The following is a 26787-nucleotide window of genomic DNA, read 5'->3' as shown; positions in this document are numbered from 1 at the left end:
ATTCATCCCGGCGCGATCGCTGACGCGGAAGCATGAGCTCTTGCAATGGCGGAACGGTATGGTATAATGAATCGGTTTTTAAAAACGCACACCGTACGAGGGCTGAGGGCGGTGCCTTCGCGAGAGGGTCCCAAGCCTGCTGGAATACGGTGGAGGATAACCGAGGAGGAATTTTGGAATGTCAGTTGTCAGCATGAAGCAGCTTCTTGAGTGCGGTGTCCACTTCGGACATCAGACGCGCCGCTGGAATCCGAAGATGAAGCCTTACATCTTCACGGAGCGCAACGGCGTGTACATCATCGACCTGCAGAAGACCGTCAAAGGCCTCGAGAAGGCGTATGATTTCGTCCGTTCCGTGGCCAAGGACGGCGGTTCGGTGCTCTTCGTCGGCACGAAGCGCCAGGCGCAGGACACGATCCGCGAAGAGGCGCAGCGCTGCGGCCAGTTCTATATCAATCAGCGCTGGCTGGGCGGCCTGATGACCAACTTCGCCACGATCCGCAAGCGCGTGCAGCGCATGATCGAGCTTGAGAAACACGAAGCCGACAACGATTGGGGCGACTATACCAAGAAGGAGATTTCCCTGTTCCGCAAGGAACTGGCCAAGCTCGAGAAATATCTGCTCGGCATCAGGGAGATGCGCGCTCTTCCCGACGCGCTCTTCGTCATTGATCCCCGCCGCGAGGACATCGCCGTCATGGAAGCGCGCAAACTTCACGTCCCGGTCATTTCCATCGTCGATACGAACTGCGATCCGGAAATGATCGATTATCCCATTCCCGGCAACGACGACGCTATTCGCGCCATCAAACTGATCTGCGGCCTGATGGCGAATGCCGTGATCGAAGGCCGCGGCGGAGAAGACGGCGCGGTGTCTGACGTTCAGCTTCCGGATGCCGACGAGACCGCCGCCAGCGACGCTTCCATCCTCGATATGAAGGAGAAGCTGACGGAGGCCTACGGCGAAGTTACCGCCGAAGGCAACGACGAATAGTTCCGAAGGAGGTCGCCATAATGGAAATTACTGCTGCTGCTGTTAAAGAACTTCGTGATCGTACCGGCTGCGGGATGATGGACTGCAAAAAAGCTTTGGTCGAGTGCAACGGCGACGCCGAGAAAGCGATCGACTTTCTTCGCGAGAAGGGGCTTGCCAAGGCAGCCAAGAAGGCCGACCGCAACGCCAAGGACGGCCGCATTTTCTCCTACATTCACAACACCGGCAAGGTCGGCGTGATGGTGGAGCTCGACTGCGAGACCGACTTCGTCGCCAAGACCGAGGAGTTTCAGCAGCTGGGGCACGACATCGCCATGCAGATCGCCGCGGCCAATCCCGTCTATGTGACTCCGGAGGACGTGCCTGCCGACGTTCTCGAACGCGAGAAGAACATCTACCGCGAGCAGCTGATCGCCGAAGGCAAACCCGCCGATCGCCTCGACAAGATTCTCGAAGGCAAGGTCCGCAAGTACTACGAGCAGACCTGTCTGCTCGAGCAGGCGTGGATCCGCGACGGAGACAAGAAGATCAACGACCTCATCGTCGCCCTGATCGCCAAAATGGGCGAAAACATGAAGGTGCGCCGTTTTTCCCGCTTCTCCATCGGGGAATAGTATGTATTGGGGGGCACAGAGTTCCTGATGAGCTCTGTGCCTTTTTATGTGCGGTTTTATTGTGAAAGTTTCGCTCTTTTGATGATTTATGTTAAAATCAAGCTGCGTGGGATGCGGTGGATGTGAGCGTGGATTGCGAAGCGATGAGGAGGAACCGTCATGAAGTTCAAACGTGTGCTGCTGAAACTGTCAGGAGAAGTCCTCGCCGGGCCCCAGGGATTTGGTCTCGATTTTCGCGCTATCGATCGGATGTGCCGCCAGATCGCCCAGGTGGCGGCAGACGGCATTCAGATCGGGCTCGTCGTCGGCGGCGGCAATTTTTTCCGCGGCCGACAGGCCGTGGACGAGGGGGTCGAACGTTCTCAGGCCGACTACATGGGGATGCTGGGGACCGTCATCAACGCCCTGGCCCTGCAGGACGTCCTGGAACGGAAAAACGACATCCCGACGCGTGTGCTGACGGCGATCGAGATGCGTCAGGTGGCGGAGCCCTACATCCGCCGCCGGGCTTTGCGCCACATCGAGAAAGGCCGCGTGGTGATTTTCGCGGCCGGGACGGGCTCTCCCTATTTTTCGACCGACACGACGGCCGCCCTCCGCGCGGCGGAGATCGGCGCCGAATGCCTTGTCAAGGCGACGAAGGTCGACGGCATCTACGATAAAGATCCTTTCAAATATTCCGACGCGGTCAAGTTCGAGAAACTCTCATATATGAGCGCGCTGCAGCGCCGCATCGAGGTCATGGACGCCGCGTCGTTTTCCCTCTGCATGGAAAACGGCATTCCCATCGCCGTTCTCAACGTTCTCGAGGAGGGGAGCCTGCGCGCGTTCCTGATCGAGGGCAAAAATATCGGCACCATCGTATCCAAATAAGACAAAGGAGCGGATTCAGTATGGCGGATTTCAATCTCGACGAAAAAATGGCAAAAGTGCTCGATCACCTTGATTCCGAGTTTCAGGGCATTCGCACCGGGCGCGCCCATCCCGGGCTTGTCGAGGGCGTCAAAGTCGATTATTACGGGTCGCCCACGCCGTTAAAGCAGCTGGCGAACATCACCGTGCCCGAAGCGCGGATGCTGATCATCGCGCCGTTCGACAAGGGGGCGATCAAGCTCATCGAAAAAGCGATCCTGGCCGCCAACATCGGCCTGACGCCCAACGTGGACGGGAACAACATCCGCCTTGTCGTTCCGGAACTGACCGGCGAGCGGCGCAAGGAATTCGTCAAAATGGCTTCGAAAGCGGCCGAAGAAGCGAAAATCGCCCTGAGGAACATCCGCCGCGACGCCAACGACGCCTACAAGAAGCAGGAGAAAGCTTCGGAGATCACCGAGGACGATCTCAAAAAGATGCTCGACGACGCGCAGAAGACCACCGATAAATTCATCGCCCAGGTCGACGACGAGTTCAAGAAAAAGGAAAAAGAGATTCTCGACAAATAAATACGGACAAAGCGAAAGCAGGCGTTCCGCGCGGAACGCCTGCTTTCGCTTTGTCTGTATCGAAGAAGCTTTTATTGAACGCTGAGCGGCACCAGGCCGCCCTGGGCGAGGTCGACGTAGCCATGATCGGTCAGCTTCAGCGAAGGGATCACGGACAGCGAGAGGAAACTGAGCACCATGAACGGATTGGGGAGCGGCGTGCCGAGTTTTTTCGCGGCGTCCAGCAGCCGACTGAAATCCCTCAGCAGCGCTTCGGGCGGAAGGTCGCTCATCAGCCCGGCGATCGGCAGCGGCAGATGGAACAGGACCTCGCTTCCGTCGGCTGCGACCAGTCCGCCCTTTTCCCGGATGGCTTCGAACGCCGTCAGCATCGAGCGGTCGTCCATGCCGGCGACGCTGAAGTTGTGCGCGTCGTGCGCCACGGACGAGCCCAGAGCGCCGCGCCGCAGTCCCAGCCCGGCGACGAATCCGCGGCCGATCCTTCTCTGCGCGGTGTTTCGGTTCACGACGGCCATCTTCGCGAGGTCGCGGGACGGGCACGCCGTGAATTCCCCGTTCACTACCGCGCCGTCGACGATCCGTTCGCGGGTGATGACTTCCCCGGGAACGACTGCGATGACGCGAAGCCTGCCCCGCGCCGGGATCTTCAGATCGTCGGCCGTCAACGTGCAGCCGTTGCCGCTGACGCCGGGGAAACTCGCGCTGCGGAGCGGTTTTCGGCGGGGGAACGCCGCGGTCCTGCCGTTTTTCCAGACATGAAGGACGTTGAAATCCTCGAGATTGTCCAACAGCGCCATATCGGCGCGGTAACCGGGCGCAATGGCCCCGAGGTCGTAAATGCGGTTGAACTCCGCCGGGTTCAGCGTCACCATGCGCAGGGCGCTGACGGGGGAGATTCCGTTTTTCACGGCCAGGCGCAGGATCCGATCCAAGTCCCCTTCGTCGTGAAGCACGGCGGCGCTCAAGTCGTCGCTGACCAGCATGCAGCGGCTGGCCCGCCGTTCGTCCTCGGCGACCAGCGGCGCCAAAGCCGCCAGATTGTGCTCCGTCGCTCCCTGGCGCAGCATCACCCAGCAGCCGCGGCGAAGCTTGTCGAGCGCTTCCTCGTAAGAGCTGCATTCGTGGTCGGAGTTGCAGCGCGACAGCAGGTAAGCGTTGAGATCTTTTCCCGTCAGGCAGGGCGCGTGTCCGTTGCGGGCCTGTCCCCGCGAGGCGAGAATCTTTTCCCACGTGCCCCGGTCGCCGCCGACGACGCCGGGATAGTTCATCATCTCGCCCAGCCCGCGGCACAGCCCCTCGGCGAACATCCGCGCGATCGCGCCGGCTTCGAGGATCTCGTGCGGCGTTTCAAACGGCGAGGCGGGAACGCACGAGGGCGCGTTCAAATAGATGTCCACTGGAAGCCCGTCGCTCGCTTCGCGCATGAAGCGGAGCCCTTCGAAAGAAGAGGTGTTGGCGATCTCGTGCGGATCGGCGAACACTGTCGTCGTGCCGTGAGGCAGCACCAGCTCGGCGAACCCGCGCGGCGTCAGCATCGTGCTTTCGATATGGCAGTGCGCTTCGATAAAGCCGGGCACGAGGAATTTCCCCGCGGCGTCGAATTCCTCCCGTCCGCGGTATCCCGTTCCGACGCCGACGACGAGTCCGTCGCTCACGGCGACGTCCGCTTCTTCGATCTCGCCGGAGAAGAGATTGGGCACCTTCGCGTTTTTGATGACACAGTCGGCGGGGCTTGCGCCGCGGGCCTGTGACGTCAACTTCCGATAATCCACCTGCGTTCCCCCTTACGAAAATAAGTCTGGCAATACAAAAAAGGAGGTCTGTCAAAGACCTCCTCAATACTATCATAAAACGAGCGCTTAAAATATCGCCGCGACGGCCGGCAGCCACCACGAGCTGCTTTCCTTGGCCAGAAACAGCAGCGCCAGCAGCCAGAGGATCGGGCTGATCTCCTTGATCTTGCCGCCCAAAACCTTGGTGACGACGAAAGTGAGCGTGCTGAACTCGATGCCGTTGCCGATGCTGTACGTGAAAGGCATCGTGAAGATGGCGACGGCCGCGGGGATCGTGTTGGAGAAATCGCTGAAATCCAGGTCGCGAAGGCTCATCATCATGTAAATGCCGACCATGACCAGGGCGGGGGAAGTTGCGGCGCTGGGGACCATGGCCACGAGCGGGCTGAAGAAAACGGCCAGCAGGAAGAGGACCGCCGTCGTCAGCGCGGTGAGCCCGGTGCGGCCGCCCTGCTCGACGCCGGAAGCGCTCTCGACGAAGGAGGTAACGGTGGAAACGCCGAGGACCGAGCCGGCCACCGTGCCGATGGCGTCGGCCATCAACGCCTGGCTGGCGCGGGGCAGGTTGCCCTTTCCGTCCAGCATGCCGGCGCGCGTGGTGACGCCGACCAGAGTGCCGACGGTGTCGAAGAAATCGACGAAGAAAAACGTGAAGACAATGCCCCAGAACGTCGCCGTGCCGATCATGGAAAAGTCCATCTTGCAGAACAGCGGCGCGATGGAAGGCGGCATGGACACGAAAGAAGCCGGCACTTTCGTGAGCCCGGCGGGGATCGCGGCCAGCGTGGAGGCGAGGATCCCCCACAGCACGGCGCCCCTGACGCGGTGGCACTCGAGACAGACGATCACGAGGAAGCCGAAAATGGCGACCAGGGCGGGCTTTGAAGTAAGGTCGCCGACGGAAACGAGCGTCGCCGGGTTATCGACGACGATGCCGCAGCCGATCAGTCCGATCAGAGCGATGAAAAAACCAATGCCGGCCGCGATGCCCACCTTGAGAGTTTTGGGGATGCTGTTGATGACGGCCTCGCGGATCTTCGTCAGCGTCAGCAGGATGAAGATGACGCCCTCGACGAAGATCGCCGCCAGCGCGACCTGCCAGGAAACCTTCATCGAGAGGACGACGGAGAAAGCGAAAAAGGCGTTCAGCCCCATCCCCGTGGACAGGCCGATCGGATAATTGGCCAGAAACGCCATCAGCGCCGTGGCGAAAGCGCTGGCCAGACACGTGGCCACCATCACGGCGTCGAACGGCATGCCGGCGTTCGCCATGATGTTGGGATTGACGAAAATGATGTACCCCATCGTCATGAACGTCGTGATCCCGGCCATGATCTCCGTATGGACGGAGCTGCCCGCCGCTTTGATCTTGAACAACTTCTCGAACATGCAAAATTCCTCCTGATCGCTGATATTATGGAGCTTTCGGAACGAAAATCACGGGATGAGAATACACTATTTGCCGCAACTCCGCAAGTTCCCGCACGACCTGCCGCCATTGCCGGCGCCGCCGCGCCCGTCGGACAGCGGCGTCCGAAATGGAGCAGGGGAGTATTTCCGCTGCATGAAATACTCCCCTCCGGAAACGGGACGAACCTATTTGATCTCGGCCACGTACTCGGCGAAGCGGCGCAGACCTTCGCGGATATCGTCCTCCGAGTTGGCGTAAGCGATGCGCATCGTGCCGTCGGCGAAGAAGGCGCTGCCCGGCGTCACCGCCACGTATTTGCTCTTGAGCAGGTCGGAGCAGAACGCGGCGTCGTCGGCCAGCGCCACGCCGTTATGAGTTTTGCCGAGAAGCCCTTTGAGATCGATCAGCACGTAAAACGCTCCGTCGGGACGCGTGTACGAGATGCCGGGGATCTTGTCGAGCAGCGAAAAGACCAGCTCGCGCCGGGCGCTGAAAGCCTTTCTCATCACCTCGACGTCCACGTCGTCGGCGTCCTTCAGGCCGCCGAGCGCGGCGTACTGGGCGATGGAGCAGGCGTTGGAGGTCAGATGTCCCTGGATGCTCCCCATGGCCTTGATGTATTTCGAAGGGCCGAGCGCGTAGCCGATTCTCCATCCTGTCATGGCGAACGCCTTGCTGACGCCGTTGACGATGATCGTCCTGTCCTTGACGGCCGGGCACAGCGCGACGATCTCGCTGAACTTGGCGTCGCCGTAGACGAGACGCTCGTAAATTTCGTCGTTGATGATGATCAGGTCGTGATCGAGCGCCAGCTGGGCGATGCCCTTCATCGTCTCCGCGTTGTAAACGGCGCCGGTGGGATTGTTGGGGCTGTTGAGGAGGATGCACTTCGTCTTCGGCGTGATCGCGGCCTTCAGACGTTCCAGCGTCGGCACGTTGCCGGTGTCGCCGCACTCGACGAGAACCTCTTTGCCGCCGCAGAGGCGGATTTGCTCGACATAGCTGACCCAGGCGGGAGCGGGAACGACGACTTCGTCGCCGTCGTCGAGGATCGCCGCCAGCGCGCAGTAAAGCACCGGCTTGGCGCCGGCGCCGACGAGCACATCATTGGCCGCGTATTCGAGCCCAAAATGCTTTTTATAGTAGGCGCACACGGCTTCGCGCAGCTCGGCAATGCCGTTGCTGGGGGTATAATGCGTATAGCCTTTGTTGATGGCGTCATGCCCCGCTTCGAGCACGGCACGGGGCGACGTGAAATCGGGCTCTCCCTGGCTGAAGGAAATAACCGGCTTTCCTTCGCGCTTCATTTCCTTGGCGAGGGCCCCCACGGCGAGCGTGGCGGAAGGCTTCAGGTTCATGGCTTTCTTCGACAGAGACAGTGACATGGTGTACCACTCCTTGTTTTGTTTTGGTAAAAATAAACTGAAACGGATCCAATGTAGCAGAAAACGCCATGAAAATCCAGTTGACAATAACTTTTTAATATTTCTATATCGGGACTTGCCGGAATATAATTTGAGTGGTATGATAAGTTTGCAACAGAGAGTGACGGATCGCACACTGGAAGGAGGAAGTATGCATGGAGATTCGTTTTTTGATGAAAAATGTTGAAGTTCCTGCTGACCTCAAGGAGTATATGGAGAAGAAACTTTCCAAGATGGAAAAGTTTTTCCCGCGCATCACCGACAGCCAGATCCTCGTGAAGATGATCAAGAACACGTATATCACGGAAGTGACGGCCAACGTCAACGGCGTGATCATGCGCGGTGAAGAGAAGGACGTGGACCTGCGCAAGTCTTTCGATCTGGGGCTCAAGAACCTCGAGCGCCGCATTCGCCGACACAAGGAATATCTGGTGGATCGCGCCCATTTGAAGACGCACGACCGGGAATTCTCCTTCGACGATCAGCCGGAGCTTGACGAGCTCCCCGTCGGGACGATCGTCAAGGAAAAACACTTCGATCTCTATCCGATGACGCCCGATGAAGCCGTGATGCAGATGGATCTTCTCGAACATTCCTTCTACATGTTCCTCAACGCCGAAAGCGGCAAGGTCAACGTCGTTTACAAACGCGAGGCCGGCGGATACGGAGTCCTGATCCCGAATTGAAACGCCGGATCGCCGATAAATATTCAGATAAGCACCAAAGGGAGGGCCTCAGGCCCTCCTTTTTTTTCGGAAAAGATATTTCATGACGAGTTCTTTGTTGACGAAATTGCCGCCAGCGGATAAAATGACATAGTTATTCCGCATGGCAGAGGTTGTAAACTCGTTCGAGTACCTGCGCCAGCGAGAGGAGGAAAAATATGTACGCGATCATCGAAACAGGCGGCAAACAGTACAGAGTGGCTCCCGGCGAGAAAATCACGGTCGAGAAACTGGGCCTTGAAGCCGGTTCCCCCGTGACCTTCGACAAGGTGCTTCTGGTCGGCAAGGACGACGGCGTGTCCGTCGGCGCTCCCTTCGTGTCCGGCGCGACCGTGACGGGCACCGTGGAAGCGGAGGGCAAGGCTAAGAAAGTCATCGTCTTCAAGTACAAGAACAAGACCAACCAGCGCCGCTTCCGCGGCCATCGCCAGCCGTTCACGGTTGTGACGATCGACAGCGTCAACGCTGAGTGACGGTTATCGAGGTTTATCGCCGCGGCGGCGTCCCGACCGGCCTGCGCGTTTACGGCCACAGCGGCCGCGCGGAGTCGGGGACCGACGTGGTGTGCGCCGCCGTCAGCGTCCTTGTGCAAACGCTGCATATCGGGCTGGCGGACGTCCTCGGGCAGAACCCGAAAAGTGAAATCGACGAAAAAAAAGCGTCGATCGAGCTGCGTTGGGACGACGCGGACGCTGAGAACGTGCGCGTTCTGTCCGAGACGATCGCCCGCGCCCTCTATGAAACGGCGCGGTCGTACGGAAGCTACGTCAAATATGTGGAGGTGTCTTTGTAATGCTTTTTGAAAGAATGAATCTGCAGTTTTTCGCTCATAAAAAAGGCCAGGGAAACAGCACCAACGGCCGCGATTCCAATCCCCAGTACCGGGGCGTGAAAAAGTCGGGGGGATGCGTCGTCAAGGCCGGCAACATCCTGGTCAGACAGTGCGGGACGAAGTTCCATCCCGGCGCGAACGTCGGACTCGGCAAAGATTACACGCTTTTTGCCCTCAAGGACGGCGTCGTCAAGTTTACTACAAAGGGTGCTCGAAAAGTCGTTGGAGTCGAGTAAATCCCTTTGCCGCTCTGCGGCACTCCGATTTCTCGTGGACCCTTGTATCGACAGGGGTCCTTTTTTTATAACCGACCCCGTGGCGTTTATTGAGTAAAAGAGGTGTTTTCCCTGAAATTTGTCGATCTCGTGCGGATCCATGTTAAAGCCGGCCATGGCGGCGACGGCTGCGTCAGCTTCCGGCGCGAAAAGTTCGTCCCCAAAGGCGGCCCCGACGGCGGCAACGGCGGCGACGGCGGCAGCGTCATCGTCGAAGCCGCGCAGAATCTGCTGACGCTCGCCGATTATCAGTACACGCGCCGTTTCGCCGCCGAACGCGGCGTGTCCGGCAGCGGCGCCCTGTGTTACGGCGCCAACGGCAAGGACTTGACCATCTACGTTCCCTGCGGCACAGTCGTTTACGACGCCGGCACCGACGCGCCGCTGGCCGATCTCGTCGAACCGGGCGATCGCTGCGTCGTCGCCAGGGGAGGCCGCGGCGGCAAAGGGAACGCCCATTTCGCCAGTTCGCAGCGGCGCGCCCCGCGCTTTTCGGAAAAAGGCGAAGCGGGCGAGGAACGGGACATCACATTCGAGCTGAAGATGATCGCCGACGTCGCCTTGGTCGGCCTTCCCAACGCCGGCAAGAGCAGTTTGCTCAAGGCCATCTCCAACGCCAATCCGAAGATCGCCGGCTATCCTTTCACGACCCTGACGCCCAATCTCGGCGTCCTCGCCGTCGACGACCAGAAGATCATCCTCGCCGACGTGCCCGGCCTGATCGAAGGCGCGCACGAAAACAAGGGACTGGGACTGTACTTCCTGCGCCATATCGAGCGGACGCGGGTCAATGTCCACGTGCTCGACCTTTCGGAAGGAAACTTCGATACCATCGTGAATCAGTGGCACGTCGTGCTCGACGAGTTCCGGCACTACGGGGCCGGACTGGCCGAGCGCCCCGGCATTATCGCCCTCAACAAGGTCGATCTGCTCTCCGACGCCGGCGTCGTGCGGCAGCTGCGGGAATTTTTCGCGGGCAAGGGGCTTCGGGCGATCGTCACCAGCGCACTTCGCGGCGACGGCATCGAGGATCTCATCGATGAAATCGTGAAAGTCGTCCGCGCCAATCCGCGCCCCAAGGGCTCGTATCGTCTCTACGACGCGCCGCTCGACGTCGATTCGATTTCCTCCGGCAAGCCCCGGATCGTCAAGGAGGACGAGGGCGTCTACCGCGTCGTCCATCCCCGCATCGAAAAAGCCGTGGCCCGCTACGACTTCAGCCAGGAAGAGGCGCCGCTGCGCCTGCTGCGCCTGCTGCGGCAGTTCAAGGTGGAAGATCTGCTCGAAGAAGCCGGCGCGGCGGCCGGCGACACGGTCAACATCGGCGAGACGTCCTTCACCTTCGAGCCGGAAAGGGCCTTGTGACCATGCCGGCTGAGGAGGCGTCGGTGCTGCGTATCGGCATCATGGGCGGGACATTCGACCCCATCCATTTCGGCCACTTGCTGGCGGCGCAGGAGGCGCTCGTGAGGCTTTCTCTCCGCGAAGTCATTTTCGTCCCCACCGGGAATTCCTATCAGAAGTCCTACCGTTCCGTCACCCCCGCCGAAGAGCGCTATATGATGACGTTTTTGGCCACGCTCGACAATCCCAAATTCTCCGTTTCGCGCCTCGAGATCGACCGCGAGGATCCCAGCCATACCGTGGACACGCTGCGCGAAATGCGCTACTGGTACGCGGACCAGGCGGTCGAGTTCTTCTTCATCACCGGCATCGACGCGCTGATGAGCATGGACACCTGGACGGAATACGAGAAGATCCCCGAACTCTGCACGATCGTGGCCGCGAACCGCCCCGGCTACGATTACGAGCATTACAATCTCGGCAACCTTCCGGAAAAGGTGCGCTCGCGCGTCCTGCGCCTCGAGATCCCGCTGCTGTCCATTTCCAGCACGGAGATCCGCCACCGCGTCGCCGCCGGAGAAAACCTCAGGTATTTGCTGCCGCATCCAGTCGAGCAGTACATTTACAAGCGCGGCCTGTACAAAGACGAAGACCCTGGAAGGGATGTGGTCCTGAAAAAATGAGACGCGGAAGCATAATCCTCACCGTGCTCATCGCGCTTGCCGCGTTCGCGGTCGGCGCCACTTACCGTTTGTATTCGCTCGTCACCGCGGACGTGGGGGAGATCAAAAAGACCATCAATTTCGACGAACGGCACGGCACGGTGAATGTCCTGGTCCTCGGCGTCGACGAGGTCGAAGCCGTGCACCGCTCCGACACGATCATCCTGGCCAGAATCGACATCGACCGCAAAACGGCCTCGATCATGTCGATCCCGCGAGACACGAGAGTTTCGATCAAGGGACGCAAGCAGCCGCAGAAACTCAATCACGCCTACGCTTTCGGCGGCATCGAGCTGCTGCGCGACACGGTGATCAACCTGACGGGAGTGCCCGTCAACTATTATCTGGTTTTGAACTACGCCTCCTTCCCGAAGATCGTCGACGCGATCGGCGGCGTGGATATCGACGTGCCGCGGCGGATGCAGTACACCGACCGCGCCCAGAATCTCCACATCGATTTCGCGCCGGGCAGGCGTCACATGAACGGCGCCGACGGGCTCAAATACGTGCGCTTCCGGCACGACAGCCTCGGGGACATCGGCCGCATGAAGCGCCAGCAGGAATTCGCCAAGGCCTTTCTCGACAAGGTGAGATCGCCGGCGATCCTGCCGCGGATCCCCGAGCTGATCGAACTCGTCCTTGCGGAAATAAAGACCGATATCCCCGTCAAGACGGCGTTGCAGCTCGCCGGGCAGCTGAAAGACATGAAGCTAAGCAACGTGCGTTTCTTTACGATGCCGGGTTCGACCGCCTACATCGACGGTCTGAGCTACTTTGTGGCGGACCTGCAGCGGGCGTCGCAGGAAATGGATCCCAACTCCGTTCTGAGCGCGGACAAGGACGCCAAGGACCGTGCGGATCCGAAAGACACGGACAAACCGCCGGCGCCCAAGGCGGACGCCCCCGCCGGCGGCTTGCCCGGCGACTTGAGCGGGATCGTCTCCCGTTTCAGAGAGCCGATCGCCATCCTCAACGGCACGGGCACGCCGGGACTGGGGAAACAGGTCACGACCTTATTCGAAAGGGCCGGCATCGCAGTCGCCTTTACCGGCAACGCCAAACACGCGGATTTCCGCTACTGCCTAGTCCAGTACCCGGAAAAAGGCGATCCCGACCTGGCCAAAGATCTGGCCAGACTGTGCGGCATTTCCGAAGGGCTCGTCCGCAAAGCGAACATCACCTATCCCGCGGCGCTGGTCCTCGGCAAGAACAACAGCAAAGACGTGATGGCGCGGATCGAAGCTCTGCTGGCGAAGCGGCAGTGAATCAAAGGAGTCATTTCATGAACGAAAACATTGGCAAGATCCAGGAGGAGATCGTCGGCGCGCTCCTCGACAAAAAAGCGCTGGACGTGGTCTCGATGGAAGTCGGCGCGGTCACGCCGCTGGCCGACGGGTTCATCGTCGCCTCGGGCAACTCGGACGTTCACATGAGCGCGCTCGTCAACGCCGTCACCGATTGCCTCGACAGGCTGCGCGCGGATTACCGCGTCGAAGGCGCGATGAGCTCCCAGTGGACGCTGATCGACGCGGGCGACCTCGTGATCCATATTTTCAGCGTCAAAGCCCGCGAGTTTTACAAGGTGGAGCGCCTGTGGGGCGACGTGCCGATCCAGCGTTACGAGAGCCGCGACTAGAAAACGAAAAAACTGCCGCGAGATCTTCCGGCTCGGCGGCAGTTTTTCATTGGGAATTTTTGGGAATTTTCGGTCGCTTGTACCGTAAGGAGGAGTGAAACATGCCCGCTGCCATTCGCGTCGCCGTCACGGGCAGCCGCGGCAAAAGCGGCGTCGTCCGCCTGATTCACGCGGCGCTGCGCGGCTGCGGCCGGCGCGCTTACGGACGCATCACCGGCGTCGTGCCGCGCGAACTGGGCCCCGATTCGGAGCGCTCGATCCTGCGCCCCAGCGGCGCCAACATCTCCGAGATGAAATGGTGGCTGCGCTCGCTTCCCGCCGACGCCGAAGCCGTCGTTTTGGAAAACAGCGCCGTCTCGCCGGAGCTGCAGGGCCTGTGCGCGCTGTGGCTGAAACCCGCCGTCACCGTGCTGACCAATGTCCGCCCCGACCACGAAGCCTTTTGGGGGCCGGGGGAGCCCAACGTGCTGCGGGCGTTGTCGCGCGCGCTGCCGCGCGGCAGCGTCGTCGCGGTCCCGGCGGAACTGGCGGAAAATCCCGCTATGCGGCTCCTCGCGGAAGAAAAAAATCTCACCGTCCTGCCGGCGCAAAAGCTCCCCGGCCTGCCGCCGCACCTCAGCGCCAACATGGGGCTGGCGCTGGCGGCGTGCCGTTTCTGCGGCCTCGACGAAGGACTCTGTCTCGAAGCCATGAAAAACCTGCCGCCCGATCTCGCGGATTTCCGCGTGCTCGGCGTCGGAGGGGGAGAGCTGGCTTTCGCGTTTTCGGCCAACGACGTCGTCACGACGGAAGAATTGTTTCGCTCCACGGGCTGGCGGCGGGAAGAGACGGGCGTCCTCTTCAACCACCGTTCCGACCGCGTCGACCGCTTCCGCTGCTTCGAGGGCTGGATGCGCGAACATCCCTGGCGCGAAGTGCTGATCATCGGCGACCGGCCGCCGCGCGCGCGGCTGCGCTGCGATTTCTGGCGCGGCGGCGACGTGAACGCACTGGCCCGCCGCCTTGACGGCGCGCGCTGGATGGGCTGCGGCAACACGGTCTACGGCTTGCCGCTGACGCTCAAACTGACCGCCGAAGAAGGAGGGCTTCACCTGTGAACGATCTCGGCATTCTCACGATTGGCATCGGCATCGCCGTCTCCATGATCTGCGATTGGCGCACCGGATACGGCAGCGGCGGGCTCGTTTCCGCGGGAACGATCGCGCTGACGCTGTACAGCCCGCTCCGCGTCGGCGTCAGCCTGCTCGCCGCGCTGCTGATCTGGCCGCTTCTCGAATTCGCCGTCAGGCGCTGGGGCCTGCACGGCCGCGCCCGCGTCGGCTGGGCCATGCTGATGGCTCTGGCGTTTCGCCTGGCCGCCGGGAACTTCGTGCAACCGCTGCCGTGGCTGGGCTGGGTCATCCCCGGCCTGATCGCCGCCGACATCCAGCGCCAGGGCGTCGTGGAGACGCTTTCGGCGCTGACGGCCGTTTCCGTGCTGACGGCGTTCGCGTCGCAGTGGCTGTTCCGGCTGGGAGGCGCGCTGTCATGAAGCTGGCCGAGCTTGAAGAATACAAAAAGCGCCAGCGCGCCGCCGTCCGGCGCAACCGGCTGCTTCTGCTGGCGCTGGCCGCCGTTTCGGCCGCGCTCTGGTTCTGGGCCGGCGGCGGATCGTCGGTTCAGGAGCGGAAGCTGATGAGCTCCGTGCGCGAGGCGCAGAATTTTTTGTACGATCTGCGCGTCAGTCGCGGCAGCGAGTTCGAAAAAGAGGACGATCCCTACCGGACAGGGTTCATCGGCCTGGAATGGAGCCCCCTCAGCACGACGCTCGGCGCGCTCGAAGCGAAACGCACGGCCTGCGACCCGCGCTGGTCGGTAGTGGTGCGCCGCTGGATGGAATCGCTTAACGTGCAGCCCGGCGACTGCGTGGCCGTCTATTCGTCGTCGTCGTTCCCGGGCATGGCCTTCAACGTTTTGAAAGCTCTGGAATCGCTCGGCGCGCGGCCGCTGCTCGTGGTCTCGCTGGGCTCGTCGACTTGGGGCGCCAACGATCCGCGCTTTCCCTGGCCGACGCTCGAGAAGGAACTGCGCGCGGCCGGTTTCCTGCGCACGCAGGCGTACGCCTACACGCCCGGCGGCGGCCGTGACGTCGGCGGCGGCCTCCCGCCGGAGGCGCTGGAACTCTTGCGGGCCGCGGCCGACGAAAACCGCGTGCCGCTGGTCGTCAAGGATTCCCTCGAAGAGGTGATCCAATGGAAAGTGGATCTGCTCGCGCAGCATCATGCGAAAGCGCTCGTCAGCATCGGCGGCTCGGAGAGCAACCTCGGCCCCGGCAACGACATTTTGCGCCTGCGCCCCGGCCTGCACCGCTCCGGCAGCGCCGGCAGCGGCGTGATCGGCCGGGCGCTGCAGGCCGGTTATCCGGTCGTGCACCTGCTGAACGTCAAGGGGCTGGCCGCCGCCAACGGCGTGCCGTTCGACGCGCCGCCCGGCGCGGTTTTTCACGGCGCGCGCAGCCTCTGGGCTTCGCTGGCCTGCCTCGCGGCGTTCGTCGCCGTCATGGCGGTTTACAAAAGATGGAGTTTTTAAAAGGAAACGGCGAGACCGGGAAAAAAGCTCCCCGTCCCGCCGTTTTTTTATGCTGTGCCGCGGGGCTTCACGGAAACCTCGCCGGACTGCAGATATTCGTCGGCGCTGTCCTCGTAGCGCACGTGCAGCCGGAACTCGTCGTCGATGTCCAGCGCGCGCGCCGGGCGGCGCTCCGCCCCGCTGACGACGTAAACGTCCTTGCCCGTCAGGAACGAACGGTCCCGATAGCCTTTCAGGAACGGTTTTTCGCCCAGATTTTCGTAGAAGCGCCAGAAGCGTTCGACGATTTCGGCCACGATCCGGTTGCGCTTCTCGGGATCGTAATCCGCTTCGCCGAAGACGCTGGTCACGATCGGCTCCAACTCGTCGGGGAAGCCCCCCGCGGGCGGGCGCATGTTGACGCCGATGCCGAGCACCGCGTAGGCGAGGCGTTTCGTCTCCATGTCGAAAGCCGCTTCGGTGAGGATGCCGCACGCTTTTTTGCCGCGCAGATAGACGTCGTTGACCCATTTGATCCGTACTTCCCCCCCCGCGACGCTCTCGACAGCCTCCGCCACGGCGACCGCGGCCGCCGTGGTGATGTACAGCGATTCCGCAGGCCCGCACGACGGGCGCAGCAGCAGGCTCATGTAAACGCCGCTGCCGGCGGGGGAATAAAAGCGGCGGTTCATGCGCCCTTTTCCGGCCGTCTGCTCCACGGCGACGAGGATCTTCCCCTCCGGCGCGCCGCCTTCGGCCATTTCCTTGAGCACCGTGTTGGTGCTGGTCACGGTTTTGCGGATTTCGACGTCCCAGCAAGGGGCCCGGCGCGAAAAATGCTTTTCGACCGCCTGCGGCGACAGCAGGTCGGGCGTGCCCGTCAGGCAGTAGCCGCGCCGCGTCGCGGCGTCGATAGAGCAGCCTTCGTCCCGCAGCGACTTCACCGCCCGCCAGACCGCGTTGCGGCTGAGCGAAAGGCGGCGGGCCAGCTCTTCGCCCGAAACGTATCGCCCCTGCGAACGCATAAGGATCCCCAGCACTTCGTCTCTCGTCGTCATGATTCTCTCCTGTCGCGGCGCGCCGGTCGCGCCGATAGGTATGCCGTCTCCCGGCTTGAGTGCCTTCAGTATAAACTAAAAGCGGATCAAAAGCCAGCGATGCTCTTCGCTCGTCGTTCCGCGCCTGAAGCACCCGCCGCCAGACGAAGAGGAAAAAGCGGAATAAATCCACTGAGGCTACAATGAAGAAGGCGCCGGACATTTTCATTTCGAAAACGTCCGGCGCCTTCTTTTTCGAGCTCGGCAGGTTCCCTTCGGACATCCGCCGCTATGCAGAGTCGTTCCAGTCTGCACGGCCGAGCGCGGAAGGGAAAGAATAAACAGTGAGATATCTTTACGCGCGGAGAGAGGGATGATATGATATCCGTCTACAATTTAATTACAATTTGAATATACGAGAGTTATCAGTTTGCATTCAACGAAATTATGAACGACGGCTCCCATTCTTCGAAGAAATTTGAAACAAGCCCAAAGGGCTGCATCAGGAGAGTCCTGAGAAAGCAGCGGAAAAATTTGCGACGGGAGAGGAGCCATGCGAACGAAACCTTGCGGAAAAAACGGCCGAAGAACGTGATTCTTCGGCTTATTTTATGATATTGCCTAAGGAGAGTGCATTTATGAATAAGATTTACAAGGTCATCTGGAGCAAGGTAAGGAATTGCCATGTGGTTGTTTCCGAGTTGGTGAAACGAGGCGGCAAAACGACGAGCGGCAATATACCTGGCGGGGTTGTGAAGACGGGGACGGCTCTGCTTCTGGCGCTTATGCTGACGACCGGAAAAGCGGGGATTATGCCGGCTGGAGCCTACGTACAGGGCGGCGCGGGTGATAATGAAATTACCATGCAGGGGCAGTATGTTGCTCTTTATATAGGTCCGAACCAACCGGTGCCGGGGGAGATGACAAAGCAATTTGCCGATCCCAGCGGAGCCGTACATAACTATACGGCCATGCAGGTCTCTGGAGGATTGCAGGAATGGTACTACGTCCGCGACGGCTATACCATTTTCGTCGAGCAGGATTACCGGCATTCTCTCTCGACGACTCCGAATCTGATCCGCACCTATAAGATCGACGCGAACGCAGACGACGGCGGCTTGCTTTCCGATACCCAGGTTCTTATTTCTTACGCCGGGGTAACGACCTTGAATGAGAAGAGTCTGAATAAAGGCGAGGCGGGGGCCTATGCGGGCGGCGTAAACAGCAGTGCGTACAGGCCGCTTACTGATTCCGGCTATGTTATGGAGATTGACGGGAAATGGGTGGGGGATACAAGAAATCCCGTCACCGGAAAAATCAACCCCGATTTGTTCAATAATCACTTTAAAGAAGTAACCAAAGACATAGGGGACACCAATACCTACCGCTTGAATGGCAAGGTGGTGCCCAATGATGCATTGTATGCGATCAGGCATTGGAATAAGGGGACAAATGCCTGGGAAGTTCTTCTCGGAGTGTTTACGAATGACACCGCAGGGAATGATATCTACCGCGGTAAGGTTTTCGGTTTCAACAACGAAGTGCTGATGACCGCGCAGGACCCTGTCAGCAAAAAATATTACAGCTATTGGGCGACGGAGGTCGTAGATCCCAACGCGCCTTTGAGCAGCATGACCATGCATCAGTTCAACAATATCATCAATGAGCTGAAAGAAAACGATTTGAAGCTTCATGAAGACGACCTGAAAAAAATCGACGTAGCTCCGATTGCCGGAGGCGGGACGATCGCTCTGGATACGAACGGCGGCGCAGATGTGCCCGGGACCGTTAATGTCACAGGTGTCGGCGGCACGAACGGGGAAGACCGTAAAATCCGCTTTGCCAACAGAGCGGTCGTAAAGGAACAATATATTGATACGGACGGTAAATTGAAATTCCGAGACGTGGTTACGGAGGGGCAATTTGACATTCCGGTGGGAGCTTCGGTTATCGCCAACAATGGCGCCGCTTATACCGCAGACGCGGAACTGACGGATTTGAAGATCAACGGGCAGAATTACAGAATTACAGGAGTCCATGATTACAGCGTTAATTCCACTACTCCGGCTTCCGATACCAACTATGACAACAGCGGAGCTACCGGCGGCAATGCGCTGGCTGCCGGTGTCAGCGCCCAGGCCCGGGGAACAGGGGACGTCGTGATCGGCTATCAAGCCTCCACGGATCTGTCGGCGCTGGGAAACAACATCGCTATCGGCGCTTCCGGCACTGTGACCCGCGGAGCTGACAGCATCGCCATCGGCAGCGGCGCGAAGGTCGAATCCAACCAGACCGGCGGCATGATCGCTTTCGGCAAGGGGGCGACCATCGCTAGCTCTGCCCATGCCAATGCGATTGCTATCGGCACAGGCAGCAATGTCGGCGGCGACGGTCTGGCCATCGGCCCCTCCGCCAGCGTGACATCGAGTTCTACAGAAGGAGGCGGCGGCATCGCCATCGGTAATTCCGCCAAAGTTGACGCCCAAGAAGGCGGCATTGCCATCGGCAAAAACGCGACGGCGACCAATTCTTCCGGTAATGACGGAGCTCCGATTGCCATCGGGCAGGAAGCCAGCGTGACGGGTGTTCAGAGCATGGCGCTGGGATATCAGGCCAAGACCGAGGGAAGCCAACAGAAAGTGGTCGTCGTCGGCGCCCAAGCGGAAGCTACCGGCTCCAGCCAATACGCTACGGTGATCGGCGCGGAGGCCAATGCCAACGTGCAAAAAGCGTCCGCGTTGGGGTATCAAGCCTCGGCAACGGCGGAGGGCGGCGTGGCCTTGGGCGCGGGCAGCAAGGCGGACCGTAACAACTGGGACCCGTCAGGGATTTCGGTATATATCCCTTCTACCGCAGGTACCGCGCAGCAGAACGCCATCAACGCCACCAAGGCCACGGACGGCGCGGTCAGCGTGGGCAGTTCCTCCGTCCGCCGGCAGATCATCAACGTGGCGGCCGGTTCCTCGGATACGGACGCTGTCAACGTGGCCCAGCTGAAAGCGGCCATTGGCACGGCGTCTGGCGGCGGTGTGCACTATTTCTCCGTCAGCGCTAACGACAGCGCTTCTCCCGACGGCACCAACTGGAACAACGACGGCGCTACGGGAGACTCGGCTATAGCCGTCGGCCGGAAGAGCCGTGCCATAGGCGCTTCTTCGGTGGCCTTTGGACTCGATTCGCACGCGGCCGGAATGGGAGGCATTTCGATCGGCCGCATGACTGAAGGGCAGGATTACCGGTATCAGGGCGCTTTGGGAAACGATTCCATTGCTATTGGAACAGATGCTATTGCCGGAGTCAAGGATCATCCCGGAGAGGTAATTGCCTCTGTCGCGCTAGGCATACGGGCCGTGAGCAACAAAACGGATGCTGTGGCCCTGGGCAGCTACAGCGTCGCCGACCGCGATCCCGTGGCCGACAAAACCTCGGTCTATATGGGCAGCGATACAGCAGTGCAGGATACCGCTGCATACACAAGAAGCGCCGTTGCCGTCGGGCGGACGACAGGCGGCAACGAATCTTGGGCCTCCCCGTTTAACCGCCAGATCACCGGCGTCGCGGCCGGCACGGAGAACACCGACGCCGTCAACGTGGCTCAGCTCAAGGCCGTGGCCGCAATGGTAGAGACGGCGGCCGGCGTGCACTATTTTTCCGTCAACGCAGATGACAGCGCCTCCCCTGCCAGCACCAACTGGAACAACGACGGGGCTACAGGAGCAAAGGCCATTGCGATCGGCGTATCGAGTAAAGCAAAAGGAAGCGACTCCATTGCCATCGGTTCCGAGTCACAGGTCGAGACGAACAACGGCGTCGCCATTGGCCTTAAATCACAAAGCGGCAACAGCGGCGTCGCGATCGGCGCCAACTCGCAGAGCGGAAGTGAATCCGTTGCTTTGGGTAACGGCGCGAAGGCGTACGTTCGCGGTGTTGTGGCTCTTGGAAACGGTGCTAATGCAAGTGTCGGCAACAGCGTTGCAATCGGTTCCTCCAGCACAGCCGACCGTGGCACGGCGGCTCCTAACGATGTCTATCTCAACGACGACGCCAATGTGCAAGCGACCGTGAAGGGCGACCTCGGCGCGCTCTCCATCGGTAGTGCTGCGGGTACCCGCCAGATCGTCAACGTCGCGGCCGGAAAAGAAGACAGCGACGCTGTCAACGTGGCTCAGCTAAAAGCCGTGAACAACAAAGTCGAGCAGAACTCCACGGACATCACTGCGTTGCAGGGCGGCTTCACCGTCAGCGGCGCGACAGGCGCGAAACAGACCATCACCCTCGGCGGAACGACCAAACAGAACATCCAGTTCGTGGGCGAAGCCAACAAGATCGACGTGACGGTGGTCAACGCGGCCGACGGCGCGAAAGTGACCGTATCGGCCAATCCGAACCTCGGGACCAACATCGACATCAGCAACAACAGCGCGATCACCAACCTGGATAATCGCGTGACCGCCAACGCCGGCAACATCACCAACAATGCCACCAACATCACCAAACTGCAGGGAGGTTTCGACCTCAAAGCCGGGACTACGACGTCGAACGTCGCCCTGGGCGGCACGAAGCCGACCGTCGAGTTCGCGACGACCGACGACACGATGACCGTCGGCCTGGCGGGCACGAAAGTCACCTACGGCATCGACAAGACCAAACTCGTGCAGAACATCACCGGCGACGTGATCAACCAGATCAACAACACCACGACCAACCCGGTCATCAACATCAGCGCCAAGTTCGGCGTGACCGCGGAAAGCGGCGCTCAGAAAACCGTGACGCTCGCCAAAGACACCGAACCGACCGTCAAGTTCGAAGGCGACGGAACTTACATCAAGTCTGCGATGACCGCCGACGGCGTGAAGTACAATCTCGACACGACGGCGCTGAACAACGCCATCACCAACAACACGACAGTAAACCAGAATAAGACGGATATTACCAACCTGCAAGCAGGCTTCAATGTTAAGGCGGGTGCGAATCAAGGCGCGATCCAGGCGGGAAATACGCTGGAATTCGCCGGGAAGAACTACGTGGAAACGGAGTACGACAGCGCCGCCAAGAAGATGACCATCGGCCTGGACGACGCCACCAAGACGAAGATCGACAACATTTCCACCACCATCGGCGCCGCCGCCAAATGGACGATCCAGGACGCGGAGAGCACGCCGGGCACGAAAGTGATCGATTCCGTCACCCCGCTGGTCGTGACCGGCGCTGACGGCGTCACCACGAAGGTAACCGCCGGCGGTCTGACCATCGGCCTTGATGGTGCGGCGCTGGGAAATACCATCAACAACAGCTCCACCGTGATCAACAACGTCGAAGCGAAATTCAAGATCGCCGACGCCGGAACCGGCACGCAGACGATCACTGCGGACAAAACGGGAACGCAGACCATCAAGTTCGAGGGCGACGGCAGCCTGATCGAGTCGGAAGTGGGCAGCAACGGCGTGAAGTACAAAGTCAACGCCACAGAGCTGAACACCGCCATCACCAACAACGCCACCGTCCAGCAGAACAAGACCGACATCAGCACCCTGACCACCACGGTGAACAATCACACCACCGACATCAGCAACCTCAAGGGCGGCTTCACCGTCAGCAACGAGGCGGGCACGAAACAGGACATCACCCTCGGCGGCACGGCCAAACAGAACATCCAGTTCAAAGGCGAGACGGACAAGATCGCCGTCGAGGTAGCCAACGCCGCCGACGGAGCGACCGTAACCGTGAAAGCCGACCCGAAGCTGGGCGAGACCATCGACATCAGCAACAACACGACGGTGAACGCGCTGAAAGCCGGTTTCGACCTCAAAGCTGGCGGCACCACGAACAACGTGGCGCTGGGCGGAGCTACGGCCCCGACCGTCGAGTTCGCGACGGCCGACGACACGATGACCGTCGGCCTGGCGGGCACGAAAGTCACCTACGGCATCGACAAGACCAAACTCGTGCAGAACATCACCGGCGACGTCATCAACCAGATCAACAACACCACCAGCAATCCGGTGACCAACATCGACGGCAAGTTCAAGGTGAGCGACGGCACGTCCGCCAATACCAAGACCCTTACCATCGGCAAGAGCGGCGTGCCCGAGATCCAGTTCAAGGGCGAGACGGACAAAATCGCCGTCGAAGTGGCCGGAACCGATTCCATCCCCGTTGTAACCGTGAAAGCCGACCCGAAGTTGGGCGAGACCATCGACATCAGCAATAATTCGTCGATTACGAACATCAACAACACGATCGACAAAGGCCTTGATTTCGGTGGCGACTCCGGCGCGAAGATCAACAAGAAGCTGGGCGAGCAGTTGAACATCAAAGGCGGCGCAACCGCCGATCTGACCGAAAACAATATCGGCGTGGCTTCGGATGGAACGCAGCTGAACGTAAAACTGAAGAAAGACATCGATCTTGGCGCGACCGGCAGCGTAACCACGGGCGCGACCGTGATCAACAACGGCGGCCTGACCATCAACGGCAAGACCTACGTGACGAACGCCGGACTGAACGCCAACGACCAGAAGATCGCCAACGTGGCTAACGGCTCGGATCCGACCGATGCCGTCAACTATGGCCAGTTGACTGCACAGATTGCCAACAGCAAGACGATCCTGAAAGACGGCCATAATACGACTGTCGAAGGCGAAGGCACGGCTGCCAATCCGTACAAGGTCAACGTCAAGGACGATCTCGTACTGGGCAAGGCTGGGGCCGACGGCAAAGACGGTTCCATCGGTATCAACGGCAAAGACGGTCAATCCGTTGTGATCCATGGCAAGGACGGGATCAGCATCAAGGGTGAAGACGGCAAAGACGGCGTCACCATCTATGCCAAGGACGGCGCAGATGGAACGGAAGGCAAGATCGGCCTGACCGGCCCGAAGGGTTCCGACGGCAAGAACGCTCATGCTGACATCGGCATCAATGCCGGCCCCGCCAGCCTCGATCCGGCGAAGAACCTGAGCGCCACCGAGATGACCCGCATCTACTACACGGATGAGAAGGGCGACCATCAGGTCGCGACAATGGACGACGGTCTGAAATTCGCGGGTAACACGGGAGAAGTCACGAAGAAGCTGAATGGCATCATGACCATTAAGGGGACCGGTGCGAAGGCAGACACTGAATACGATACGTCCAATGTCAGAACGATCGTGGACAGCAATGGCAATCTGCTTGTAGGGTTGGACAAGAACCTGAAGTCGGAAACCATTACGGTCGGCAAGGACGGCAAAGACGGCAAGATCGGAGTCGCCGGAGCCAATGGCAAGGACGGCGTGACGATCTGGAGCGAAGGCCCTGCGGGGCAGGATGGCGCGGACGGGCATATCGGGCTGAACGGGAAAGACGGGGCGTCTGCGGATATCCATGTGCATGAAGGAGCTCCGGGAGTGGACGGCGCGCCGGGGACGACGCTGACCCGTATCGTGTACGAAGATAAGGATGGCAACACGCACGACGTGGCGACGCTGGACGACGGCATGAAGTACGGCGGAGACACGGGGGCGGTGATCAAGAAACATCTGAACGAACAGGTGAATGTGATCGGCGGAATCGCCGACGCATCCAAGCTGACGGATGACGACAACATCGGCGTGGTGTCGGACGGTTCCAACAACCTGAAAGTCCGTCTGGCAAAAGATCTGAATCTGGGTGCAGAAGGCAGTCTGACCATCAACGGCAAGACCTATGCCAATAAAGATGGCCTGAACGCCAACAGCCAGAAGATTGTCAACGTAGCTGACGGCGCGGTAGATTCCAGTTCTACGGATGCAGTTAACGGCAGCCAGCTGTACAAGGCAACTACCGGTATTACGGCTAAAGGCCTAATATTTGGCGCCAACAGCGGCGCAGATGTGACGAACAAACTGGGCAGCACGGTGAAGATCCAGGGTGCAGGCGCCGAGGACGACGACAAGTACTCCGGCGAGAACCTCAAGACCAAGATCGCTCAGGACTCTGACGGCAACACCACCATCGACATCCTGCTGAACAAGAACCTGAAAGCGGAAAGTATCACGGTGGGCAAGGACGGCAAAGACGGCAAAATCGGCGTCGCCGGAGCCAACGGCAAGGACGGCGTGACGATCTGGAGCGAAGGCCCCGCCGGACAGAACGGCGTGGACGGGCATATCGGGCTGAACGGGAAAGACGGGGCGTCTGCGGATATCCATGTGCACGAAGGAGCTCCGGGAGTGGACGGCGCGCCGGGGACGACGCTGACCCGTATCGTGTACGAAGATAAGGATGGCAACACGCACGACGTGGCGACGCTGGACGACGGCATGAAGTACGCCGGCGACGACGGCCAGAGCGACGCGAGCAAAGTCATCAAGAAGAAACTGAACAGCACGCTCGACATCGTCGGCGGCGCGGACGCGACCAAACTGACGGACGCCAACATCGGCGTGAACAACGACGACGGCAAGCTGAAGATCCAGCTGGCGCAGAACCTGAACCTGACAAACGCCGGCAGTCTGACCATCGGCGATACTCTGCTTAACAGCAGCGGCCTGACGATCACCGGCGGCCCCAAGATCACCAAGACAGAAGTGAACATGGGCGGTCTGCAGATCACCAACGTGAGAAGCGGCGGAGATGTCGACACCAATGCGGCCAACATCGGCGACGTGAAGAAAGCGATCGAGAACGCCAGTTCCAATCTGACGGACAAGGGCTTCGCCCTCTCGGCCGACGACAGCGGCACCGTCAGCAGAAAACTGGGCGAATCCGTGCATGTCGCCGGCGACGGAGTCAACACCGAGACCAAAGTCGTTACCGAGACCTCCGGCGAGAAGAAACTCGTCGTCGCCCTCAAGAACGAGCTGAAATTCGACGTCACGGGGACGACAAACAAGCTCACGATCAACAAGGACGGCAAAGGCACGATCAACGGCCTGACCAATACAACCTGGAACCCTCTCACTATCACCTCCGGCCAGGCGGCTACCGAAGATCAGCTTAAAGCCGTGGACGACAAAATTGCCGCTGTCTCCGCCGACACGTTGAAGAGTTGGGACGCCCAGATCGACGGCGTGAAAGTGAAGACCGTCAGCAAGAACGACAACGTCCTCAACTTCAAGACGGGCAGCAACATCAAGCTGAGCAACGACTCCGGAGCCCTCAAGATCGGCGTCGTCGACGCCCCCACCTTCACCGGCAAAGTCACCGCCAAAGGCTTCGACGCCACCGGCAACAAAGTCGTCAACGTCGCCAAGGGCGAAGTCAGCCAGACCAGCGCCGACGCCGTCAACGGCTCGCAGCTGTGGGGCGTCTCGTCAAGCGTCTCCAATCACTTCGGCGGCGGCTCCACGATCAACGTCGACGGTTCCGTCTCCGCTCCCACCTACAACATCCGCGGCGGCACGTACCACAACGTCGGCGATGCCCTCAGCGCGGTGGACAAGCAGTTCACCAACGTCTACAACAACTTCGGCAACGTCTACAACCAGATGGGCGAACTGAGAGGCAGCATCAAGACCACCGGCGCGCTCGGCTCGGCTTTGAGCGCCCTGAAACCGATGCACTACGACCCCGTCGAACCCAGCCAGCTGATGGCCGGATTCGGAGCCTACAAGGGCGAGTACGCCTTGGCGCTCGGCTTTGCGCATTACGTGAAGGAAGACTTCATGGTGCACGCCGGCGTGTCGGTCTCGCACCACGGCGAGTCGATGGCCAACGCCGGACTGACGTGGAAGATCGGGCGCAAGGAGGACAAGGAAAAGATCCCCGCGCGTTATCGTTCCGGTCCCATGAACAGCGTCTACGTGATGCAGAAGGAGAACGCCGAATTGCAGGCGCAGGTGGCCTCGCTGAAACGGACAAACGTCCAGCAGGCCGAAACGAACGCGCTGCAGAGCCAGGAGATCGCCGAACTGAAGGCGATGCAGGCGGAATTGAGGGCGAACATGGAGGAAATGAGGCGTCTGCTTCGCGCTTCGCGGCGATAGGACAGACGCGGCCAGGACGCGCGGATCGGGAAAAACGTATCATC

Annotated in this window: 20 protein-coding genes; 16 read left to right on the top strand and 4 right to left on the bottom strand. The window is 60.3% G+C overall.

What is annotated here, in order from left to right; all coding sequences use genetic code 11:
• Nucleotides 1–178 precede the first annotated feature (178 nt).
• From rpsB to frr, 4 genes are all read left to right on the top strand, one after another.
• A complete protein-coding gene (gene rpsB / locus FYJ74_RS01345) occupies nucleotides 179–994 on the top strand; it encodes a 30S ribosomal protein S2 (protein ID WP_154527819.1) in 816 nt (271 codons plus the stop codon).
• 20 nt (nucleotides 995–1014) lie between these two features.
• Entirely contained in the window at nucleotides 1015–1608 is a 594-nt protein-coding gene (gene tsf / locus FYJ74_RS01340; protein WP_154527818.1) for a translation elongation factor Ts, read from the top strand.
• 159 nt (nucleotides 1609–1767) lie between these two features.
• Nucleotides 1768–2481: a UMP kinase gene (gene pyrH, locus FYJ74_RS01335; protein WP_154527817.1), complete on the top strand. Its 714-nt coding sequence runs from the start codon at nucleotides 1768–1770 to the stop codon at nucleotides 2479–2481.
• Between the two features lie 20 nt (nucleotides 2482–2501).
• Complete coding sequence (gene frr / locus FYJ74_RS01330) at nucleotides 2502–3050, top strand: ribosome recycling factor (RefSeq protein ID WP_154527816.1); 549 nt, start codon at nucleotides 2502–2504, stop codon at nucleotides 3048–3050.
• A 71-nt stretch (nucleotides 3051–3121) separates the two neighbouring features.
• On the opposite strand, the gene ade is transcribed toward frr, so the two are convergent.
• From ade to FYJ74_RS01315, 3 genes are all read right to left on the bottom strand, one after another.
• Complete coding sequence (gene ade / locus FYJ74_RS01325) at nucleotides 3122–4822, bottom strand: adenine deaminase (protein WP_326830841.1); 1701 nt, start codon at nucleotides 4820–4822, stop codon at nucleotides 3122–3124.
• 87 nt (nucleotides 4823–4909) lie between these two features.
• On the bottom strand, nucleotides 4910–6232 hold the full coding sequence (locus FYJ74_RS01320) for an NCS2 family permease (RefSeq protein WP_154527815.1): 1323 nt from the start codon (nucleotides 6230–6232) through the stop codon (nucleotides 4910–4912).
• 207 nt (nucleotides 6233–6439) lie between these two features.
• Nucleotides 6440–7639, bottom strand: coding sequence for a pyridoxal phosphate-dependent aminotransferase (locus FYJ74_RS01315; protein WP_154527814.1), 1200 nt, complete (start codon nucleotides 7637–7639; stop codon nucleotides 6440–6442).
• Between the two features lie 194 nt (nucleotides 7640–7833).
• On the opposite strand from FYJ74_RS01315, the gene hpf reads away from it, so the two are divergent.
• The 11 genes from hpf (at nucleotide 7834) to pgsW (ending at nucleotide 15780) form a co-directional block, all read left to right on the top strand.
• The gene (hpf, locus tag FYJ74_RS01310) at nucleotides 7834–8364 is read left to right on the top strand and encodes a ribosome hibernation-promoting factor, HPF/YfiA family (RefSeq protein WP_154527813.1); all 531 of its coding nucleotides are present in this window, start codon (nucleotides 7834–7836) and stop codon (nucleotides 8362–8364) included.
• A gap of 197 nt (nucleotides 8365–8561) precedes the next feature.
• Complete coding sequence (gene rplU, locus FYJ74_RS01305; RefSeq protein ID WP_154527812.1) at nucleotides 8562–8876, top strand: 50S ribosomal protein L21; 315 nt, start codon at nucleotides 8562–8564, stop codon at nucleotides 8874–8876.
• Entirely contained in the window at nucleotides 8873–9196 is a 324-nt protein-coding gene (locus tag FYJ74_RS01300) for a ribosomal-processing cysteine protease Prp (protein ID WP_326830840.1), read from the top strand. Before rplU ends, FYJ74_RS01300 begins: the two co-directional genes overlap by 4 nt.
• A complete protein-coding gene (rpmA, locus tag FYJ74_RS01295) occupies nucleotides 9196–9471 on the top strand; it encodes a 50S ribosomal protein L27 (RefSeq protein WP_154527811.1) in 276 nt (91 codons plus the stop codon). The genes FYJ74_RS01300 and rpmA overlap by 1 nt, the downstream gene beginning before the upstream one ends.
• 102 nt (nucleotides 9472–9573) lie before the next feature.
• Entirely contained in the window at nucleotides 9574–10875 is a 1302-nt protein-coding gene (gene obgE / locus FYJ74_RS01290; RefSeq protein WP_326830839.1) for a GTPase ObgE, read from the top strand.
• Between the two features lie 2 nt (nucleotides 10876–10877).
• Nucleotides 10878–11537: a nicotinate-nucleotide adenylyltransferase gene (nadD, locus tag FYJ74_RS01285; RefSeq protein ID WP_154527931.1), complete on the top strand. Its 660-nt coding sequence runs from the start codon at nucleotides 10878–10880 to the stop codon at nucleotides 11535–11537.
• Nucleotides 11534–12841, top strand: a complete 1308-nt coding sequence (locus FYJ74_RS01280; protein WP_154527810.1) for an LCP family protein — start codon at nucleotides 11534–11536, stop codon at nucleotides 12839–12841. Before nadD ends, FYJ74_RS01280 begins: the two co-directional genes overlap by 4 nt.
• Before the next feature lie 17 nt (nucleotides 12842–12858).
• Complete coding sequence (gene rsfS, locus FYJ74_RS01275; RefSeq protein WP_154527809.1) at nucleotides 12859–13212, top strand: ribosome silencing factor; 354 nt, start codon at nucleotides 12859–12861, stop codon at nucleotides 13210–13212.
• A gap of 101 nt (nucleotides 13213–13313) precedes the next feature.
• Complete coding sequence (locus tag FYJ74_RS01270; protein ID WP_154527808.1) at nucleotides 13314–14309, top strand: Mur ligase family protein; 996 nt, start codon at nucleotides 13314–13316, stop codon at nucleotides 14307–14309.
• A complete protein-coding gene (locus FYJ74_RS01265; protein WP_320634221.1) occupies nucleotides 14306–14743 on the top strand; it encodes a poly-gamma-glutamate biosynthesis protein PgsC/CapC in 438 nt (145 codons plus the stop codon). Before FYJ74_RS01270 ends, FYJ74_RS01265 begins: the two co-directional genes overlap by 4 nt.
• On the top strand, nucleotides 14740–15780 hold the full coding sequence (gene pgsW / locus FYJ74_RS01260; RefSeq protein WP_154527807.1) for a poly-gamma-glutamate system protein: 1041 nt from the start codon (nucleotides 14740–14742) through the stop codon (nucleotides 15778–15780). The genes FYJ74_RS01265 and pgsW overlap by 4 nt, the downstream gene beginning before the upstream one ends.
• Nucleotides 15781–15827: 47 nt before the next feature.
• Here pgsW and FYJ74_RS01255 read toward each other — a convergent pair whose 3' ends face one another.
• The gene (locus FYJ74_RS01255) at nucleotides 15828–16817 is read right to left on the bottom strand and encodes a biotin--[acetyl-CoA-carboxylase] ligase (RefSeq protein WP_229769279.1); all 990 of its coding nucleotides are present in this window, start codon (nucleotides 16815–16817) and stop codon (nucleotides 15828–15830) included.
• 617 nt (nucleotides 16818–17434) lie between these two features.
• On the opposite strand from FYJ74_RS01255, the gene FYJ74_RS01250 reads away from it, so the two are divergent.
• The gene (locus FYJ74_RS01250) at nucleotides 17435–26743 is read left to right on the top strand and encodes an ESPR-type extended signal peptide-containing protein (RefSeq protein ID WP_195838757.1); all 9309 of its coding nucleotides are present in this window, start codon (nucleotides 17435–17437) and stop codon (nucleotides 26741–26743) included.
• Nucleotides 26744–26787: the final 44 nt, after the last annotated feature.

It is taken from the genome of Pyramidobacter porci, assembly GCF_009695745.1.
In the GTDB taxonomy this organism is placed as follows: domain Bacteria; phylum Synergistota; class Synergistia; order Synergistales; family Dethiosulfovibrionaceae; genus Pyramidobacter; species Pyramidobacter porci.
This window is presented reverse-complemented; position numbering and strand designations above follow the sequence as displayed.

Coding starts and splice junctions, on each gene's coding strand:
- rpsB (WP_154527819.1), top strand. CDS start 179: ATGTCAGTTGTCAGCATGAAGCAGCTTCTTGAGTGCGGTGTCCACTTC.
- tsf (WP_154527818.1), top strand. CDS start 1,015: ATGGAAATTACTGCTGCTGCTGTTAAAGAACTTCGTGATCGTACCGGC.
- pyrH (WP_154527817.1), top strand. CDS start 1,768: ATGAAGTTCAAACGTGTGCTGCTGAAACTGTCAGGAGAAGTCCTCGCC.
- frr (WP_154527816.1), top strand. CDS start 2,502: ATGGCGGATTTCAATCTCGACGAAAAAATGGCAAAAGTGCTCGATCAC.
- FYJ74_RS01320 (WP_154527815.1), bottom strand. CDS start 6,232: ATGTTCGAGAAGTTGTTCAAGATCAAAGCGGCGGGCAGCTCCGTCCAT.
- FYJ74_RS01315 (WP_154527814.1), bottom strand. CDS start 7,639: ATGTCACTGTCTCTGTCGAAGAAAGCCATGAACCTGAAGCCTTCCGCC.
- hpf (WP_154527813.1), top strand. CDS start 7,834: ATGGAGATTCGTTTTTTGATGAAAAATGTTGAAGTTCCTGCTGACCTC.
- rplU (WP_154527812.1), top strand. CDS start 8,562: ATGTACGCGATCATCGAAACAGGCGGCAAACAGTACAGAGTGGCTCCC.
- rpmA (WP_154527811.1), top strand. CDS start 9,196: ATGCTTTTTGAAAGAATGAATCTGCAGTTTTTCGCTCATAAAAAAGGC.
- nadD (WP_154527931.1), top strand. CDS start 10,878: ATGCCGGCTGAGGAGGCGTCGGTGCTGCGTATCGGCATCATGGGCGGG.
- FYJ74_RS01280 (WP_154527810.1), top strand. CDS start 11,534: ATGAGACGCGGAAGCATAATCCTCACCGTGCTCATCGCGCTTGCCGCG.
- rsfS (WP_154527809.1), top strand. CDS start 12,859: ATGAACGAAAACATTGGCAAGATCCAGGAGGAGATCGTCGGCGCGCTC.
- FYJ74_RS01270 (WP_154527808.1), top strand. CDS start 13,314: ATGCCCGCTGCCATTCGCGTCGCCGTCACGGGCAGCCGCGGCAAAAGC.
- pgsW (WP_154527807.1), top strand. CDS start 14,740: ATGAAGCTGGCCGAGCTTGAAGAATACAAAAAGCGCCAGCGCGCCGCC.
- FYJ74_RS01255 (WP_229769279.1), bottom strand. CDS start 16,817: ATGACGACGAGAGACGAAGTGCTGGGGATCCTTATGCGTTCGCAGGGG.
- FYJ74_RS01250 (WP_195838757.1), top strand. CDS start 17,435: ATGAATAAGATTTACAAGGTCATCTGGAGCAAGGTAAGGAATTGCCAT.